This window comes from Lentzea pudingi, from assembly GCF_014646255.1.
GTDB lineage: Bacteria > Actinomycetota > Actinomycetes > Mycobacteriales > Pseudonocardiaceae > Lentzea > Lentzea pudingi.
The window spans coordinates 1084793-1102636 of sequence record NZ_BMNC01000001.1; the positions used below are offsets into that span (position 1 = coordinate 1084793).

17 protein-coding genes are annotated in these 17844 nt (G+C 70.1%); 8 read left to right on the top strand and 9 right to left on the bottom strand.

Features of this window, described 5'->3' with window-relative positions:
* Window positions 1-4 precede the first annotated feature (4 nt).
* Together IEY88_RS04945 and IEY88_RS04950 are read left to right on the top strand one after the other, a co-directional pair.
* Window positions 5-1159, top strand: a complete 1155-nt coding sequence (locus IEY88_RS04945) for a glycosyltransferase (RefSeq protein ID WP_189153305.1) — start codon at window positions 5-7, stop codon at window positions 1157-1159.
* A 24-nt stretch (window positions 1160-1183) separates the two neighbouring features.
* Window positions 1184-4231, top strand: a complete 3048-nt coding sequence (locus IEY88_RS04950; protein ID WP_229693085.1) for an MGH1-like glycoside hydrolase domain-containing protein — start codon at window positions 1184-1186, stop codon at window positions 4229-4231.
* On the opposite strand, the gene IEY88_RS04955 is transcribed toward IEY88_RS04950, so the two are convergent.
* Together IEY88_RS04955 and IEY88_RS04960 are read right to left on the bottom strand one after the other, a co-directional pair.
* On the bottom strand, window positions 4228-4836 hold the full coding sequence (locus tag IEY88_RS04955) for a TetR/AcrR family transcriptional regulator (protein ID WP_189153306.1): 609 nt from the start codon (window positions 4834-4836) through the stop codon (window positions 4228-4230). The two genes, IEY88_RS04950 and IEY88_RS04955, sit on opposite strands and share 4 nt — an antisense overlap.
* Before the next feature lie 62 nt (window positions 4837-4898).
* The gene (locus tag IEY88_RS04960) at window positions 4899-6032 is read right to left on the bottom strand and encodes a hypothetical protein (protein ID WP_189153307.1); all 1134 of its coding nucleotides are present in this window, start codon (window positions 6030-6032) and stop codon (window positions 4899-4901) included.
* Window positions 6033-6077: 45 nt separating this feature from the next.
* Between IEY88_RS04960 and IEY88_RS04965 the strand changes: the two genes are divergently transcribed.
* Both IEY88_RS04965 and IEY88_RS04970 read left to right on the top strand, forming a co-directional pair.
* A complete protein-coding gene (locus tag IEY88_RS04965; protein WP_189153308.1) occupies window positions 6078-6980 on the top strand; it encodes a pentapeptide repeat-containing protein in 903 nt (300 codons plus the stop codon).
* Window positions 6981-7098: 118 nt separating this feature from the next.
* Window positions 7099-7524 carry a hypothetical protein gene (locus IEY88_RS04970; protein ID WP_229693086.1) on the top strand — a complete coding sequence of 142 codons (426 nt, stop codon included), beginning with the start codon at window positions 7099-7101 and terminating at the stop codon, window positions 7522-7524.
* On the opposite strand, the gene IEY88_RS04975 is transcribed toward IEY88_RS04970, so the two are convergent.
* From IEY88_RS04975 to IEY88_RS04985, 3 genes are read right to left on the bottom strand one after another with little or no spacing between them, the layout of a single operon-like run.
* Window positions 7500-9059 carry an acyl-CoA synthetase gene (locus IEY88_RS04975; protein WP_189153309.1) on the bottom strand — a complete coding sequence of 520 codons (1560 nt, stop codon included), beginning with the start codon at window positions 9057-9059 and terminating at the stop codon, window positions 7500-7502. The genes IEY88_RS04970 and IEY88_RS04975 overlap by 25 nt on opposite strands.
* Window positions 9059-10186 (bottom strand): DUF5938 domain-containing protein, encoded by a 1128-nt coding sequence (locus IEY88_RS04980; RefSeq protein WP_189153310.1) that lies wholly within the window; start codon window positions 10184-10186, stop codon window positions 9059-9061. The genes IEY88_RS04975 and IEY88_RS04980 overlap by 1 nt, the downstream gene beginning before the upstream one ends.
* A gap of 3 nt (window positions 10187-10189) precedes the next feature.
* Window positions 10190-10993: an SDR family NAD(P)-dependent oxidoreductase gene (locus tag IEY88_RS04985; protein ID WP_189153311.1), complete on the bottom strand. Its 804-nt coding sequence runs from the start codon at window positions 10991-10993 to the stop codon at window positions 10190-10192.
* Between the two features lie 134 nt (window positions 10994-11127).
* On the opposite strand from IEY88_RS04985, the gene IEY88_RS04990 reads away from it, so the two are divergent.
* From IEY88_RS04990 to vanX, 4 genes are all read left to right on the top strand, one after another.
* The gene (locus tag IEY88_RS04990) at window positions 11128-11766 is read left to right on the top strand and encodes a TetR/AcrR family transcriptional regulator (RefSeq protein ID WP_189153312.1); all 639 of its coding nucleotides are present in this window, start codon (window positions 11128-11130) and stop codon (window positions 11764-11766) included.
* Between the two features lie 69 nt (window positions 11767-11835).
* On the top strand, window positions 11836-12795 hold the full coding sequence (locus IEY88_RS04995) for a D-isomer specific 2-hydroxyacid dehydrogenase family protein (RefSeq protein ID WP_189153313.1): 960 nt from the start codon (window positions 11836-11838) through the stop codon (window positions 12793-12795).
* Window positions 12792-13784: a D-alanine--D-alanine ligase family protein gene (locus IEY88_RS05000; protein WP_189153314.1), complete on the top strand. Its 993-nt coding sequence runs from the start codon at window positions 12792-12794 to the stop codon at window positions 13782-13784. Before IEY88_RS04995 ends, IEY88_RS05000 begins: the two co-directional genes overlap by 4 nt.
* Window positions 13781-14380 (top strand): D-Ala-D-Ala dipeptidase VanX, encoded by a 600-nt coding sequence (gene vanX, locus IEY88_RS05005; protein WP_189153315.1) that lies wholly within the window; start codon window positions 13781-13783, stop codon window positions 14378-14380. The genes IEY88_RS05000 and vanX overlap by 4 nt, the downstream gene beginning before the upstream one ends.
* Window positions 14381-14384: 4 nt before the next feature.
* Here vanX and IEY88_RS05010 read toward each other — a convergent pair whose 3' ends face one another.
* The 4 genes from IEY88_RS05010 to uppS form a co-directional block, all read right to left on the bottom strand.
* Entirely contained in the window at window positions 14385-15005 is a 621-nt protein-coding gene (locus tag IEY88_RS05010) for a hypothetical protein (RefSeq protein WP_189153316.1), read from the bottom strand.
* Window positions 15006-15349: 344 nt separating this feature from the next.
* Complete coding sequence (gene ppk2 / locus IEY88_RS05015) at window positions 15350-16300, bottom strand: polyphosphate kinase 2 (RefSeq protein WP_268241208.1); 951 nt, start codon at window positions 16298-16300, stop codon at window positions 15350-15352.
* A gap of 45 nt (window positions 16301-16345) precedes the next feature.
* A complete protein-coding gene (locus IEY88_RS05020) occupies window positions 16346-17068 on the bottom strand; it encodes a polyprenol monophosphomannose synthase (RefSeq protein ID WP_189153318.1) in 723 nt (240 codons plus the stop codon).
* A 2-nt stretch (window positions 17069-17070) separates the two neighbouring features.
* On the bottom strand, window positions 17071-17817 hold the full coding sequence (uppS, locus tag IEY88_RS05025) for a polyprenyl diphosphate synthase (protein ID WP_189153575.1): 747 nt from the start codon (window positions 17815-17817) through the stop codon (window positions 17071-17073).
* Between the last annotated feature and the right edge of the window lie 27 nt (window positions 17818-17844).

The following is a 17844-nucleotide window of genomic DNA, read 5'->3' on the forward strand; positions in this document are numbered from 1 at the left end:
ACCGGTGCGCGCAGTCGTGGTCTCCGGAGGCGATCCCGGTCATGTGGTGCCGGCCATCGCCCTGTGCCTGAGGTTCGCCGAAGCCGGTGACACCCCGATCCTGCTCACCGGCGACCGCTGGGTCGAGGCGGCGGCCGCGGAGGGGATCACGGCGTCGCGGGTGACGGGCCTGTCGCTCGAGGACCTGAAGGACGTGCCCGACCTCGGGCTCGCGCTCTGCGACCAGGCCGGGGTGCTGGCGACGACGCTCGCCCCCCAACTCGCCGCCCTGCGGCCCGATCTGGTGGTGTGCGACGTGCTGGCGCTGGGCGCGAGCATGGCCGCCGAACTGGTCGGCGTGCCGTGGGTGCAGCTGTCGCCGCACCCGCTCTACGAACCGTCGAAGTGGTTGCCGCCCATGGGAAGCGGGCTGGCTGCCGGGACCGGCGTGCGCGGCAGGCTGCGGGACTCGGTGTTGCGGGCGTTCACGGCCCGGTCGCTGCGGCAGGGCGAACGGCAGCGTGCCGTCGTGCGGCAACGGATCGGGCTTCCCGCGGCGGGGCCCGGCCCGGCGGCGCGGTTGATCGCGACGCTGCCCGCGCTCGAGGTGCCGCGTCCGGACTGGCCGCGCGACGCGCACGTGGTCGGACCGCTGCTGTGGGAGGCGAGCCGCGCGACGCTGAGCCCGCCGCCGGGGGACGCCCCGCTCGTGATGATCGCGCCGTCGACGGCGTGGACCGGGGCACGGGGCATGGCCGAGACGACGCTGGAGGCGTTGCGGGACATGGGGGTGCGGGCGGTGGTGTCCTCGTTCGCCCCCGTTCCGGACCTGCCGCGGTGGGCGCGGTCGGGGCCCGGCGACCAGGACGCGCTGCTGCGCCAGGCCGCGGTGCTGGTGTGCGGTGGCGGGCACGGGATGCTGGTCAAAGCCTTGCGGACGGCCGTTCCGGTCGTGGTGGTGCCCGGTGGCGGCGACCAGTGGGAGATGGCGTGCCGGGTCTCGCGGCAGGGGAGCGGCCTGATCGTGCGGCCGCCGACCGCGGAGGGGCTCCGGAACGCCGTGGCGCGGGTGCTTGGTGACCCGGGGTTCGCGGCCGCGGCGGCTCGGGCGGCGGGGACGATCGCGGATGTTCGAGATCCTGTGGAGGTGTGTCGGACTGCGTTGAGTCTTGCGCGTTGAGAGCGCTCCCACTTCAATGGGCTCATGCGCGTGTCAATGACGATGCTCGTGGTGGCGGCGTTATCGATTTCTACGACCTGGCCGGCGGTGGCGGCGGCGGACCGGCCCCCGGCGACGGCGCTGGGCCTGGACCCGGTGACGGAGCGCGAGAGCCTCGCGCCTGACCTGTACCCCGCGGTCGGTGCGGGCACCCATTTCCTCAACCACCCCGACCTGCTCGGGAACGTGCCGGAACCGGCCTGGTACGAGGCGAACATCCCGTTCGTCGACCTCCCCGACCGGGACATCCGCGACACCTACTACTACCGCTGGCGCACCTACCGCGAGGCGCTGAAGTACACCGGCCCGAAGGACGGCTGGATCGTCTCCGAGTTCCTCGGCCCGGTCGGCTACTCGGCCCCGAACGGCGGCATCGTCGCGGCGGCGGGCCACCACGTCTACGAGGGACGCTGGCTGCGCGACCACCGCTACCTCGACGACTACGTCGACTACTGGCTGCGCGGTTCCGGCGCGGGTCCCAAGCCGGCCTCCGACTTCCTGAACAAGAACACCACCGACTGGTCCCACCAGTATTCGTTCTGGGCCGCCGACGCCGTGGCCGCGCGTGCCGCCGTCGACGGGCGCTCCCGGTTCGCCACGGACCGGCTGCCCGAGCTCGTACGGCAGTGGGAGCGCTGGTCGCCGCAGTTCAACCAGGACCTGGGCCTCTACTGGCAGACGCCGGTGTGGGACGCGATGGAGTACACCGTCAGCTCCTACCAGAGCCCCGATCCCTACCACGGCGGCGATGGCTTCCGGCCGACGCTCAACGCCTACCAGTACGGCGACGCGAAGGCGATCGCCGAGCTGTACCGGTCACGTGGTGACACCGCTGCCGCCCAACGGTTCGACCAGGCTGCCGAAGCGCTCAAGGCCAACCAGGAGCGGTGGCTGTGGGATGACGCGGGCAAGTTCTACAAGCACGTGATGCGCGACGGCAACCCCGGCCGCACGAAGCTAGCCGACCGCGAAGAGATCGGCTTCGTGCCTTGGTACTTTCACATGCCCCCGGCGGCGAACAGCGCGGCGTGGGCGCAGCTGACCGACCCGCAGGGGTTCGCGTCCCCGTACGGGCCGACCACCGCCGAACGCCGCAGCCCGTGGTTCATGAAGGACGCGCTCACCGGGTGCTGCCGCTGGAACGGTCCCAGCTGGCCGTTCGCGACCAGCCAGACCCTGACCGCCATGGCGAACCTGCTGATCGACTACCCGGCGCAGTCCTATGTGGATCGTGACGACTACCTGGCGGTGCTGCGCGGCTATGCGTTGACACAGCGCAAGAACGGCGAGCCGTACGTCGCGGAGGCCCACCACCCCGACGAGAACCGCTGGCTGTACGACGGCAAGGGCCACAGCGAGGACTACAACCACTCGACGTTCAACGACAACGTGCTCTCGGGCCTGCTCGGCATCCGGCCGCAGCTGGGGAACGAGGTGTCGATCGCGCCTCTGGTCCCGGACTCCTGGAACCACTTCGCCGCCGAGAACGTGCCGTACCACGGTCACAACCTGACCGTGTTGTGGGACAGGGACGGCAACCGTTACGGCAAGGGCGCCGGGCTGCGCGTCTGGGTCGACGGCAGGCTCACCCACAGCCAGGCAGGCCTCGCGGCGGTGCGCCTGACGATCCCGGCGCGCACCTCGGCGGACGTGGCGGAGCTGGTCGACGACTTCGCGAACGTCAGCCGCACCGGGTTCCCCACCGCCCGCGCGTCCCACAGCTACAGCGCCGACCCGCCCACCAAGGCGATCGACGGCCAGGACTTCCACCTCGACGTGCCGGGCACGCGCTGGACGTCGTACGGCAGCCCGAACGCCGCCGACTGGCTGGAGGTCGACCTCGGTGCGCCGACGTCGATCTCGGACCTCCGCGTCGTGTTCTACGACGACGGCGGGGGAGTGCGCGTGCCGGCGACGTTCGACCTGCAGTACTGGGACGGCCAGTGGCGGGACGTGCCCGGCCAGCAGCGAACTCCCGCGCAACCGGTGGCACGTCAGGTGAACCGCGTCCTGGTGCAACCGGCGCTGACCACCAGCCGGGTGCGCGTCCTGCCGCGCCGCGCGGACGGTGGAGCTGTCGGCATCACGTCGTTCTCGTCGTGGCGAGTGCCCGTGCGGGGGTTGAGCGCATCGATTCCGGACGATCTCGCGGTGCGGGCCGGTGCCGTGGAGACGAGCACCACTGTGCAGGCGCAGCAACTGTTGCGCGGTGTTCAGGCGACGCTCGCCGTGCCGCCGGGGTGGAGTGCCGTGCCGCTGTCTTCTGCCTATGCCGCGCAACTCGCGACAGGTCAGAGTCTCGTCACCCGGTGGCGCGTCACGGCTCCCGCCGGCCTGAAGCTGGGTGAATGGGTGCCGATCCGTGTGCTGGCAACGGCTTCCGGTGACGGTGGTGTCACGTCGGCGTTGAGCTCCGCTCAGACCGTCTTCGATCCCGCCTCCTACGCCAACGTCGTCTGGGATGACACGTTCGAGACGGACCGGATCGGTTCGTACCGCGTCGACGGCCCGTTCGGAGAACCGCCGCCGGCGCTGAGGGTCGCGAACGGCGTGCTGACCGCGAGTTCCGGGACTCGTGCGGGTTCGGTGCTGGCCGCGCCGGTGGCCGGTTCCGCGCGCGGGACCGCGGTGATCGTCGAACCGAGGTCGTTCGCGGGCTCGGCACCCGAGGACAGCCTGTTCCTCGGCCAGACCGCCGGGAACCGCGACTTCGCCCTGGCCTGGTTCAACAACGCGGGCAAGGCCTCGGGCGTCGACGTGACGGTGGCGGGGTCCCGCAAGGGCGACGAGGCGACCGGCGGCTGCTGCGCGGCCCTGACCTGGGCACCGGGCGACCGGCTCGCCGTCGTGGTCGAGAACGGTCAGCTGACCAGCTGGCAGGAGCACGCGAACCGGTGGACGCTGCTGCGGTCCGCGCCGATCGGCTCGGTCGTCGATCCGGCGGTGGTCGCGGGGTGGGCACCGGGGCTCGGGCTGAGGCTGGACGCGGGCACGGTGACGATCGACCGGTTCACGGTGCGCACGAAGCCCTAACCGCAGACGCGCTCGACCAGGACCTGCCAGCTGGTGATGAGGTCGTTCACCACCGTGCGCGGGTCGGGCGCGTCACCGTCCTGGGCCTGCAGGTACAGCAGGATCGGCCCTTCCAGCGCCGCCACGAGCTGCAACGCCAGCGTGCCGCTCGCGGCGGCGCCGGGACAGGCCTCGGCCAGCAGCACCTGCACGTGGAAGCGCGAGGGGCTCGCGGCGGACGGGATCGGCTGACCTGGGTCGAGCGACGCGCGGGCGAGGACGGTGTGCTGCACGAGGAATTCGAGCCGGGCTCGGCCGAACGCGACCAGCCGCTCGACCGCGGGGGCGCCCGGTCCCAGCGGCGGTGGCCCGCTCATCACCTGCTGCTGGAACCGCGTCTCCTCCTCGTCCAGCAACGCGTGGAAGATCCCGGCACGCGTGCGGAAACGGCGGAACACGGTGCCCTTGCCGAGCCCGGCGCGTTCGGCGAGGCCGTCCATCGTGACCTTGTCCGCGCCCAGTTCCGCGACCATCTCGCGGGCGACCTCGATCAGGTGGGCGCGATTGCGCGCGGCGTCGGCCCGCTCTTCGCGGGGACGGCCCAACGGCAGCGCGACAGGTTCCACGACCCGCACGGTACCCGTTGATCTCGGCTCGGCCGCGGAAGGACGCACACCGTCCGAAGTGGTCAGCGGCGGAGCAGTGCGAGGGCCTGGGCGACCTGGGCGGCGACGAGCCGGAGGTCGTCGGGGCCGTACGTGCGGCTGACGAGGACGAGCTGCTCGTAGGTCCGGATCGCCTTGGTGCCGAGCCGTTCGACGGTGTCCGCCTCGGGTGCGCCGTGGTGGCACGCGAGCATCCACGCGAGCTGGGACCGCGCGTTCGCCGCGTCGCCGATCAGCGCCTCGAACTCGTCCACCGAGCCGGGGTGCAGACGACGGAACTCCCTGACCGCCGCCTCCACGCGCGCCGGGTCGCCGTGGGTCGGGTCGACGTCGGTGTAGAGGCGTTCGGCGGTGCGGGCGGCCTGCACGGCTTCGGGTCCGTTGCCGATGTTGTTGTGCAGGGCGGCCTGGTCGTAGTGCAGGCGGGCGAGCGCGGACCGGTTTGCGACGCGGGCGACGCCGGTCGGATCTTTGGCGACGGTCCGTTCGATGCGGGTGATGGCGTCGCGGGTGGCCTTGAGCTCCCGGCTGTCCTTGGGGGCCTTGGCGGGTTGCCGGCGGTCGACCGGTTTCGCCGGTCGGCGGAGGTGCTCCCGGGCGGCCTCGTACTGGGCGGTGACCCGGTCGAGGTCGGCCTGCGTCGTCTCGGTGCCGTGACGCAGCAGGCCCTCGTAGGTCTCGATCGCGGCCTTGCCGTGCCGGTGCACCGCGTCGGCCTGGATCGAGCCCTCGTACTTGGCGAGCAGACGGGCCAGCCGGGCACGGGCGTCGGCGGTGTGCCTGATCAGTGTCTCGGCGGCGAACCCGTCCGCCCGCAGCTCGCGCAGCTGCCGTTGCACCGCGCTGGAGGCACCACCGACCGGGTCGAACGTCGCGTAGGTCTCCACCGCGCGCCGTCCGGCGTCGACGGCTTCCCCGCCGAGGCCCATCGCGTCGAGCACCGTCGCGCGGTTGTAGAGGACACCGGCCAGCTGGAACCGGTGGAAGTTCTCGCCGGGCTCGCGTTCGACGAGTTCCGCGATCGCCCGTTCCTGCAGGTCGCTGTGCCGCAACGCGCCGACCGCGTCACCCGCCCGGACGCACGCGTCGAACAGCTTCTGCTCGCTCGTCGCCCGCCGCCTCAGCCTGTCCACCGTCCGGCGCGCGAAGATCCCCATGACCCCAACCGTGACATCCCGGCTTCGATCTGTCACTAATGATCTATGGCAAACGAGCAGGGGTCCGCCCTCGGCAACCGGGCGATCGCACTCATCGGTGTCGGGCTGCTCGCCATCGCGGCAGGGTGCACGGTCGTGCTGCTCTGGCAGTTCGGCGACGACCGGCCGGTCACCAAAGCACGTCTCGAGGTCGTCAAGGTCGCCGGCACGATCGTCGTGGCGGCGGGCGGCCTCGTCGCCCTGTGGCTCGCCGCCCGCAAGCAGCGGTCGACGGAGCTCGAACTCCGCCGCCAGCTGCGGGCGGACGCGGCCAACCAGCTCGACGCCGCCGAGCGCCGGATCACCGAGCTGTACACGAAGGCCGCCGACCAGCTCGGCAGCGAGAAGGCGCCGGTGCGGCTGGCCGGGCTGTACGCGCTCGAACGCGTCGGCATCGGGGCACCGGACCAGCGCGCGACGATCGTCAACGTCATCTGCGCCTACCTGCGGATGCCGCACACCCCGCCCAGCCAGGGGCAGAGCGAGGACCTGTTCGAACGCAGCCAGCAGGAGGTGCAGGTGCGCCTCACCGCGCAACGCATCCTGAACCGCCACCTGTCCACGCTGGTCGACGCGAGCGGCAAGAACGACAACCGCTGGCGGAACCTGCACGTCGACCTGACCAACGCTGACCTGCGCGGCGCCGACTTCGCCCAGACCGACCTGACCGACGCGGACTTCAGCGGGTCCGACCTGACCGGCGCGCGGCTGACGGCGGCGACCCTCGCCCACGCGAAGTTCACCGCCACCAACCTGATGAGAGCCGATCTGCGCGACGCGGTCGCCGTGCGGGCCGACTTCACCGGCGCCGATCTCACCGGCGCGAACCTGGCCGGTGCGACGCTGACCGGCGCCACCCTCACCGGCGCCGACCACGCGGACGAGGCGCTGGACGACGTCGTGAGGTAGGCGCTGCCGGGGTGATGCACGACTCGGTCGGCAGGCCACCCGACGCAGGGCTCGAACCTTGACATCAGATATCCAGGTTTCCTACGTTCGTGCCCTGGCGCGAACAAGGGATCCCCACGTGAAACTCCTGCTGGACCGGATCAGCCTGGCCTTCAACGCCGTCACGGCGGCGTACGTCGGGTTCTTCGCCTACTTCGCCCCGCGGACCTGGTACGACACGTTCCCCGGCTTCGGCCTGCGCTGGCTGCCGCAGCTCGGCCCGTACAACGAGCACTTCGCGAAGGACGTCGGCGCGTTCTACCTCGCGTTCACCGCGCTGAGCCTGGTGGCGCTGATCCATGCGAGGAAGCAGGCCGTCGCCCTGCTGGCGGGTGCCGCGCTGCTGGTGTTCAACGGCCTGCACTTCCTCTACCACCTGACGATGCTGCACATGTACGAGCCGCTCGACCAGGCGCTGAACGTCGTCCTGCTGAGCCTGCTCGTTGTGCTGTCGGTGATCCTCGTGATCCCGGCCAGGAGTCAGGCGCGAGTGCCTGCGCCGTGAGCCTCCGCCGCGAGTCGCTGCCTGATCTCGGCCTTGAGCACCTTGCCCACCTTGGACCGCGGCAGGTCCGGCCAGATCTCGACCTGCTTGGGCGCCTTCACGCTACCCAGCTGCTCCTTCACGAACGCGATCAGCGCGGACGGGTCGGCGTGGCCCGCGGCACGCAGCTGCACGACCGCCGTCACCCGCTCGCCCCACTTCTCGTCGGGCAGCCCGACCACCGCGCTGTCCTGGACCGCCGGGTGCGCCCGCAACGCCTGCTCGACCTCGGCCGAGTACACGTTGAACCCACCGGTGATGATCATGTCCTTGGCGCGGTCGACGATGAACAGGTAGTTGTCGGCGTCCAGGTACCCGATGTCGCCGGTGTGGTGCCAGCCGAACGCGCTCACCTCGGCCGTGGCCGCCGGGTTCTCGTGGTAGCTGGCCATCACCAACGGCCCGCGCACGACGATCTCGCCGCGTTCACCGGGCGGCAGCAGCTCGCCGTCCGCCGCCATGATCGCGACCTGGGTCAGCGGTGACGGCCTGCCCGCGGACGACAACCGGTTGACGGCGATCGACCCGTCCGGCAGGAAGTGGTCGGCGGGGGAGAGGGTCGCGATCATGTTCGGCGCCTCGGTCTGCCCGAAGAGCTGACCCATGACGGGCCCGATCCGCCGCAACGCCTCGGTCAGCCGCACCGGGGACATCGGCGCGGCGCCGTACCAGAGGCACTGCAGCGAACCGAGGTCCGTCGAGTCGAGGGCGGGGTGGTCGAGCAGGCCGTAGATCACGGTCGGCGGCAGGAACGCGTGCGTGATCCGGTGACGTTCGACCAGCGCGAGGAACTCGCCCAGGTCCGGCGCCGGCATGATCACCGTCTCGCCGCCCAGCGACATGATCGGGAACGTGAGGACGCCCGCCGAGTGCGTGAGCGGGGCGAGCGCCAGGTAGCGCGGCCGGTGGCGGAACGGGTAGCTCATCAGCGTCAGCGCGGTCGCGGTCTCCAGGTTGTGCCCGGTCAGCCGCACACCCTTGGGACGGCCGGTCGTGCCGCCGGTGCCCGCCAGCACGCACAGGTCGTCGTCCGCCACCGCCACCGGTTCCGGCTCACGTCCGCACTTCGCGAGCCAGGCGTCGAACGTGATCGCGCCCTCCGCCTCACCGTCCAGGCACACCAGCGTGGTCAGTGCCGGCAGATCACCCCGGATGCGATCGACGAGCGGGGCGAACCCCGCCTGGAAGAACAGGCAGCGGCACCCGAACAGGTCGAGCAGCTCCCGGTTCTCCGCCGCCTCGTTGCGCGGGTTGACCGGGCACCACACCGCCCCGGCCCGCGAGATGCCGAACACGCACGTGAGCGCCAGCGGGTCGTTCGCCGACAGCACCGCGACCCGGTCACCCGGCCCGATCCCGCTGCCCTGCAACGCCCCCGCGATCTCCCGGGAGCGCCGCTGGACCTCGGCGTAGCTCTGCGTCGAGCCGCCGGTCGTGAGGCAGGGCGCGTCACCTCCGAGCGACGCGCCCTTGTCCAGGTAGTCGGACAGCCTCATCAGCGGTGCACTTCGAGGATCGGGTCGAGGACCAGGCCGAACGACCGCAGCGCACCCAGCAGTTCGCGGTGCCCGAACGCCTGGCACCCGGACGCGAACCCGACACGGCGAGGCGCGTCCTGCAACAGGTGCACGGCGGCGTGCACGTTCAGCAACGCCGTCTGCTTGTAGTTGCAGTTGCCGTGGATCACGCAGTGCGCGCGGCCCAGCGGACCCGAGGCGTGCACGGAGTCGAGCGAGATGTTGATCCGCGGGTTCTCGCGCGGCGGCATCTCACTGCGCACCTGCGCGGAGAACGCGTCGACGATCTCGTACTTCTCCTGGTCCGACTTGCCTTCCATCTCCTGGAGCGCGGCCGCGACGATCTGCGGCACACCGAGCATCAACGGCCGGTTGAACACGCCGCCGAGCGCCCGCACCGACGCCACGCGCGGATCTCTCTTGAACCACACCGGATGCGCCGTCCCGCCCCACGGCAGCGCGAGGCCCAGTTCGTGCTGGCCGGGCACGACGAGCTCGTAGAGGCCCGCGTCGCCGGGCCACTCCACGTACTCGTTCTGCTCGAGGTAGTACGCCTTCGAGAACGCGGCGTTCGTGAGGATGGTGTTCGTGGAAGCGACGGTGGGATAACCCTTCCAGAACACCCCGATGTCCAAAGTGTCCAGTCCGGGCTGCTCCAGGCAGATCTGCGCGGCGATCTCGCCGACCGTGTACATCTGCGCGATGCCGGGGGAGATCAGCAGACCCTGCTTCGCGAACTCGACGCCGTACCGCGCGTCGGCGTCGATCATCCAGTCCTGCTCGCCGTTGGTGTCGGTGTAGTGCGCGCCGACGTTCAGGCTCGCCCGCACCGCCTCGTGGCCGTAGCGGGAGAACGGGCCGACGGTGTTGAGCACGACCTTCGCGCCGGTGAACGCCTCGGTCAGCGCCTCCTCGGTGTGCTCGACCTCGGCGACGTCGTAGGAGACGGTGTCGATGCCGGGTACCGCGCCGACGGCTTCCTCGGTCCTCTTGCCGTCGCGGCCGGCGGCGAGGAACGGGATCCCGTACTCGCGGAGGTACTCGCAGATGAGGCGCCCGGTGTAGCCGGAGGCTCCGTAGACGACGACAGGCTTGTCAGTAGGCATCTGCTACATCCCCATTCCGCCGTCGACCGGGAGACCCGCCCCGGTGATGAACTTCGAGGCGTCGGACGCGAGGAACACCACCGCGTCGGCCATGTCGTCGACCTGCCCGAGCCGGCCGAGCGGCGTCAGCCCCACCACCGCGCCGACGGCCGCCTCGACGGACGGGAAGAGGCCGAGCCGCGCGCAGTCGACGGCCAGCTGGTTGCCCATCGCGGTGGGGGTGAGGCCGGGGTAGATGCAGTTGACGCGCACGCCGTAGCCGAGCTTGCCGGACTCCGCGGCCGCGACCCTGGTCAGGCGGTCGATGGCGGACTTGGTCGCCGAGTAGACGCTGATGCCGGGGAAGGCGATGGTCGCCGCGACGGACGCGACGCTGATGATCGAGCCGCCGTTGCCCGCGGCGCCACCGGGACGCATCGCGCGCAGGCCGTGCTTCATGCCGAGCGCGGTGCCCAGCACGTTCACGTCCAGCATCCTGCGGACGTCCGCGGTCTCGAGCTCGGTGATCAGGCTGGTGATCTCGATGCCCGCGTTGTTCACGAGGATGTCGAGGCCGCCGATGGCGTCGACGGCCGTGCTCACCGCTGAGGCCCAGCTCGCGTCGTCGGTGACGTCCAGCGGCACGAACTCCGCCGTTGCTCCGGAGTCACGCAGATCCTGGGCGGTCTGCTTGCCCTCGTCCTCCAGCACGTCGCCGATCAGGACCGATGCCCCGGCCGCCGCGAGGGCCTGCGCCATGCCTGCTCCCAGGCCACGCGCACCGCCGGTGACCAGCGCTTTTCGTCCGCTCAGCTGATAACTCGTCATTGAGTCGCCTCCTCGGTGAGTTGGCTCACACACTAGCTATTCCTTGACAGTCGTCAAGTTTTTCCTTGACGACTGTCCAAGATTTGTTGGACGAATGGTCAAGGTTTGTCGCAGTGAGCGGTAGGCTCCGGGGCGTGACAGAAGTCGCTTCGCGCAAGCAGGACCGCATCGCCCGCCGGCAGGTCGACAAGTTCGACGCCCGGCGGACCGAGCTCGCCGTGGCGACGCTGCACACGCTCGCCGAACTGGGGTACGCGCGCACGAGCCTGCGGGAGATCGCGCAGAACTCCGAGTTCTCCCACGGCGTCCTGCACTACTACTTCGAGGACAAGCGCGACCTGATCACCCAGGCGGTCCGCCAGTACGAGGTCGTCTGCGTGACGCGCTACGACGAGGTCGTGGCGACGTCGACGACGGCGGAGCAGCTGCGCGCCGGGTTCGTGGCGATGTTCTTCGACACCCTCGGCCAGGACGCGACGCTGCACCGCCTCTGGTACGACCTGCGCAACCAGAGCCTGTTCGACGAGTCGTTCCGCGCCGACGTGCTGGAGATCGACGGCCACCGCGAGGACATGGTGTGGCGGGTGGTGAGCCGTTACGCAGAGCTGCTCGGCGGCACGCCCGCCGCGTCGTCGGGCACCATCTACGTGACGCTCGACGGAATCTTCCAACGCGCGCTGCTGCACCACTTCACGGGCAACACCGACACCGTCGCCCAGTTGCGCGCCGAACTGCCGGGCGTGATCGACATGCTGGTGACCAAGGCCGGATAGCGGTCTTATCGCGGACGTATCGAGAACCGCATACCCGCTCGCAACACCGTGTCTCGTTGACTTCGGGGCATGGCAACAGGCATCACCATCTACGGGTGCGAGCAGGACGAGGCCGCCCTGTTCCGGGAAATGGCGCCCCGCTGCGGAGTGACGCCGACCATCACCGCGTCGCCGGTGTCCGAGGCCAATGCCGGACTGGCGCGCGGAAACCGGTGCGTCAGCGTCGGGCACCGGTTCCGGGTCACCGATTCCTCTTTGCTGGCGTTGAGTCGTGTGGGCGTCCGGTACATCTCGACTCGCAGCGTCGGTTTCGACCACATCGACGTGGCGCACGCCGAAAGCCTGGGCATCACCGTCGGGAACGTCGCCTACTCACCTGACAGCGTCGCCGACTTCACGGTGATGTCGATGCTGATGGTAGTGCGGGACGTGAGGTCCGTTCTCCGGCGCGCTGACCTGCACGACTACCGGTTGAACGCGACGCGCGGACGGGAGCTGCGCGACCTGACGATCGGTGTGATCGGCACGGGGCGCATCGGCGTGGCCGTGCTGGACCGGTTGCGCGGCTTCGGTTGCGGCGTGCTGGCCCACGACAGCCGGCCCTGCAATTCGGCCGACTACGTGCCGCTGGACGAACTCCTGCGGGTGAGCGACATCGTCACGCTGCACGTGCCGTTGAACCCAGGCACACGCCACCTTCTCGACCGCGACCGAATCGCGCAGATGAAACCCGGCGCCGTCGTCGTCAACACCGGACGTGGCCCGCTCATCGACACCAAGGCCCTGATCGAGGCATTGGACAGCGGAAGGCTCGGCGGCGCGGCGTTGGACGTCCTCGAAGGTGAGGAAGGAATCTTCTACACCGACTGCCGCGCCAGAGAGGTCGGCAGCGATCTGGCGCGGTTGCAACGGATGCCGAACGTGCTGATCACCCCGCACACGGCCTATTACACGGACCACTCGCTCAGCGACACCGTGGAAAACACTCTCATCAACTGCCTCAGCTTCGAAAACGGGGGAACGCAATGATCAGGATCGGCGTCATCTTCGGCGGGTCGTTCGAGGAGCACCCCGTCTCGGTGAAGTCCGCCCAGGAGGTCGCACGGAGCCTCGACGCGGCCGAGTACGACCCGTTCTGGATCAAGATCACACGCGGCGGCGACTGGAAGCTGTGCTCGGGGCCGGGCGCGGACGACGGCCGCCGGGTCGTGCTCTCGCCCGGCGGCCTGCTGGTCCTGGACGACGGGCGGTTCGAGACGATCGGCCTGGACGTGATCTTCCCGGTGCTGCACGGCCGGCACGGCGAGGACGGCGCGGTGCAGGGTCTGCTCGAACTGTCCGGCATTCCCTACGTCGGCTGCGACGTGCAGAGTTCCGCGCTGTGCATGGACAAGTCGCTCACGTACGTCGTCGCCCGCAGCGCCGGGGTCGCGACGCCGGACTTCTGGACGGACGTGCCGGACTCGGTGACCTACCCGGTCTTCGTCAAGCCGGCGCGGTCGGGCTCGTCGTTCGGCGTGACCAAGGTGTCCACCGAGGACGAGCTGGGCGTGGCGCTGGAGGTCGCCCGGCAGTACGACTCGAAGGTCGTGATCGAGGCGGCCGTGGCGGGCAGCGAGATCGGCTGCTCGATCCTAGGCGACGACCAGGAGCTGGTCGTCGGCGAACTGGACCGCGTCGCGCTGACCCGCGGGTTCTTCCGGATCCACCAGGAGAGCACGCCGGAGTCCGGTTCGGAGAACTCGACGTTCATCGTGCCGGCGGACATCCCGGCGGAGTCACGCGCGCTCGTCCGGGAGACGGCGCAGGTCGTCTACCGCGCACTGGGTTGCACGGGCCTCGCTCGCGTGGACATGTTCCTGACACCGGAGGGGAAGGTGGTCCTCAACGAGGTCAACACCATGCCCGGCCTCACCTCCTACAGCCGCTACCCGAGGATGATGGCGGCGGCGGGCCTGTCGCTCGGCGACGTGATCGACCGGCTGGTGTCGCTGGCGATGACGGGCAAGCTCCAGTGAACGCCGACTTCGTCTTCGTGGACGGGCCCGGAATCCGCTGGGACGCCAAGTACGCCACGTGGGACAACTTCACCGGCAAGCCCGTCGACGGCTACCTGGTCAACCGCGTCGCCGGCACCCGCGCGTTGGCGGCCGCACTGGAGAAGGCGCACGAGAAGGCCGAGTCGCTCGGCTTCGGCCTGCTGCTGTGGGACGGCTACCGCCCGCAACGCGCCGTCGACTGCTTCCTGCGCTGGGCCTCGCAGCCCGAGGACGGCCGCACCAAGGCACGCCACCACCCGCGCATCACCAGGGCGGAGATGTTCGAACAGGGTTACGTGGCAACGAGATCGGGCCACAGCCGAGGCAGCACCGTCGACCTCACGCTCTACCGCCTGGACACCGGCGAGCTCGCGCCGATGGGCGGCGACCACGACCTGATGGATCCGATCTCGCACCACGGTGCCCCGGTCGGCGAGGCCGAGACGGCGAACCGGCGGCACCTCTGTTCGATCATGGAGTCGTGCGGGTTCCGGCGCTATGACAGCGAATGGTGGCACTACACGCTGATCGACGAGCCCTACCCGGACACCTACTTCGACTTCCCGGTCGGCTGAACGGTCAGAGGAGGCGGGAGGTCACGGCACCGTGCTCGTCCAGCACGCGAATGCTCGGCACGTCACCCGCATCCACCGAGAGGACGATGCGCGGCCGGCCCTTCGAGTCGTTGAGCGCGAGCACGGCGCCGTCCCCCGTGGACCAGACGAGCTCGACCCTGGTCGGCATCGGCGGCGTCTGCCCGGCGGGCAGACCCGGGTCCGGCATCTGCTTGAAGAACAACGCCGCCGCACCGTGCTCGCCCTGCCACTTCGTGCCGAGCGTGAGCGCCTGCGCGTTGACGTAGTCGAGCGAGAGACTCGCCTCCGACGCCCCGGCGACGACGCCACCGCGCTCGGACCCGTTCTCGTCGTTGAAGATGAGGTAGGTGCCGTGTTCGGGACCCTGGCGTTGCTCGGCGGGGATCACCTCGCCGCCGATGAGCACGGGTGGGCGCCGGGTGTCGGCCAGCACCCGTTGCCTTCCCCGCCTGTCGCGCACGGTGAACGACTCGCGGACTTCCTTGCCGCGGGACTCGGCGTTCGCGGCGGGGGTGGCGACGACCGCCGTGGTGGCGGCGAACGCCGTGGTGGCGGCGACGGCGGCGGCGCGCATGGCGGTGCGCCGGGGCAGCGGTGAGGTCATGAGGGAAGTCAACCGGCGGCGGCGCCGATGATCACTGGGGTGGGCCGGAGTGGTCGTGGTGAGGCTGGCCCCCGCGTCACCCCTGGCGATTGGTTCGCCGCGGGCACGACGGCGGGGGTGGAGCGGGCAGGCCCTGTGTCGCGGGTGTGAGCCGGGGCCTGGTTCTGTGCCGGGCGCGACGGTGGGGGTGGAGCGGGCAGGCCCTGTGTCGCGGGTGTGAGCCGGGGTCTGGTTCTGTGCCGGGCGCGACGGTGGGGGTGGAGCGGGCAGGCCCTGTGTCGCGGGTGTGAGCCGGGGTCTGGTTCTGTGCCGGGCGCGACGGCGGGGGTGGAGCAGGCCTCGTGTCACGGGTGTAAGCCGGGGCCCGGTTCCGTGCCGGGCGCGATCGGCGTCGGGCTCAGCGCGGTCTCGTCCTCGCCCTCCTCCAGCAACGTCGCCGCGGACCCGACGATGCGGACGTCCGGCGTGCCGATGACGTCCGCGTCCTTGTCGTCGTAGTCGAAACGGGCGAGGACGCTGCGCATGGCCTCGATGCGGGCGCGCTTCTTGTCGTTGCTCTTGACCACGGTCCACGGTGCGATGTCGGTGTCGGTGGACCGCAGCATCGCGACCTTGGCCTCGGTGTAGTCGTCCCAGCGGTCCAGCGACTTGATGTCGTTGGGGCTGAGCTTCCACTGGCGCACCGGGTCGATCTGGCGGATGACGAACCGGGTCCGCTGTTCGTTGCGGGACACGGAGAACCACAGCTTCACGAGCAGCACGCCGTCCTCGACGAGCATCTGCTCGAACAGCGGGGCCTGCCGCATGAACAGGTCGTACTCGGCCTTGGTGCAGTAGTCCATGACGTGCTCGACGACGGCGCGGTTGTACCAGGACCGGTCGAACAGCACGATCTCGCCCGCGGTCGGGAGCTCGCGGACGTAGCGCTGGAAGTACCACTCACCCCGTTCGCGCTCGCTCGGCTTGTCGAGAGCGACCGTGCGCGCGCCGCGGGGGTCGAGGTGCTCGGTGAACCGCTTGATGGTGCCGCCCTTGCCGGCCGCGTCCCTGCCCTCGAAGAGGATGACGAGGCGTTGCCCGGTGTCGGCCACCCAGTGCTGGAGCTTGAGCAGCTCGATCTGCATCAGGCGCTTGAGGTGGTCGTACTCGGAGCGGGACATCCGTTCGGTGAACGGGTAGTTCTCCTGCCACGTGAGGACCTCGCGGCCGTTCGCGTCGAGGAGGATCGGTTCGTCGTTGTCGGGGAACTCGGCGGTGTAGCCCTCGGCGAGCAGCTCTGCGGGATCGACAGTCACGAATTCGTACATACCCGACGTCTCGCGACCAAAAACCGTTCTGTGTCAGCTCTTCCGGAACAGCAGCCTCCACGGCATGACCGCCGACTCCACCTGCACCGCGAGGCTCATCTTCGACGCGCCCTCCGCCCGTTCCTCGAACCGGATCGGGACCTCGGCGATGCGCATCCCGCGCCGGACCACGCGGTGGTTCATCTCGACCTGGAACGCGTACCCGTTGCTGCGCACCGACGCGACGTCGATCTGCCGGAGGGTGCCGGCGCGCCAGGCCTTGAACCCGGCGGTGGCGTCCTTGACGCGCAGCCGCAGGATGGCGTTGACGTAGAAGTTCGCCCAGGCGGACAGCGCCTTGCGGTGCCACTTCCACTCGTCGGCGACCGAGCCGCCCGGTACGTAGCGGGAGCCGAGAACGACGGCGGCGTCCGTGGTGCGCAACACGTCGAGCATGGCGGGGAGGGCACCGGCCGGGTGGGAGAGGTCGGCGTCCATCTGCACGACCACGTCGGCGCCGTCGCCCAGTGCCTTCAGGATGCCCGCCACGTAGGCGCGGCCGAGGCCGTTCTTCTCGGTGCGGTGCAGCACGGTGAGCGGGATCGGGCCGTCGAGCGCCAGTGCGTCGGCCAAGGCTCCGGTGCCGTCGGGGGAGCCGTCGTCGACAACCAGGACGTGCAGGTTCGGCACGTCCAGTGCGGCGAGCAGGCCGGCCAGCACGGGCAGGTTCTCGCGTTCGTCGTAGGTCGGCACGACCACGGTGACCTTCTGGTCCATCGTCATCCTCGTGAGTCGGAGTAGGAGCGCAGGGCGCGTAGGAAGTCCAAGTAGCGGAAGCCGGGCCAGTGGACGTCGCAGAAGCGCAGTTCCGCGAAAGCCGCCTGCCACAACAGGAAACCGGACATGCGCACCTCGCCGCTGGTGCGGATCACCAGGTCGGGGTCGGGCTGGCCGGCGGTGTAGAGGTGCCAGGCGATGTCGTCCGGGGTGATGCTCGCCGTCAGCTCCTCGAGGCTCGGTCCGGACCCGAGCAGCGACCGCACCGCGTCCACCAGTTCGAAGCGGCCGTCGTAGCCCACGGCGACGGTGAGGTGGAAGTCGCGGTCGCGGGTCTGCTCCTCGGCCAGTTCCAGCGCGTGGCGGGTGGTGCCGGGGAGCAGGTCCACCCGGCCGGCGACGTGCGTCTGCCAGCGTGCGGAGTCGACGGCCCTCGGGACCACGATCCGCTCGACGACCTCCTCCATCAGGAACCGCATCTCGGCCTCGGCGCGCTTGTGCAGGTTGTCCGCGGACGCGAGGTACACCGTCAGGTGGCGGATGCCGAGGTCCTGACACCAGTCCATGACGTTCTTCAGGTGCTCGCCGCCGCGTTGGTGTCCTTCACTCGCGTTCGCCAGGCCCACCTGCCTGGCCCAGCGCCGGTTGCCGTCCATGATCACCGCGATGTGCTTAGGCAGCACGGCGTTCTTCAACTGCTTGCGGAGGCGGCGCGCGTAGAGATCCTGCAGTGCGGCACGCATGATCATCACGAAATCCACGCTAACACCGCTTTC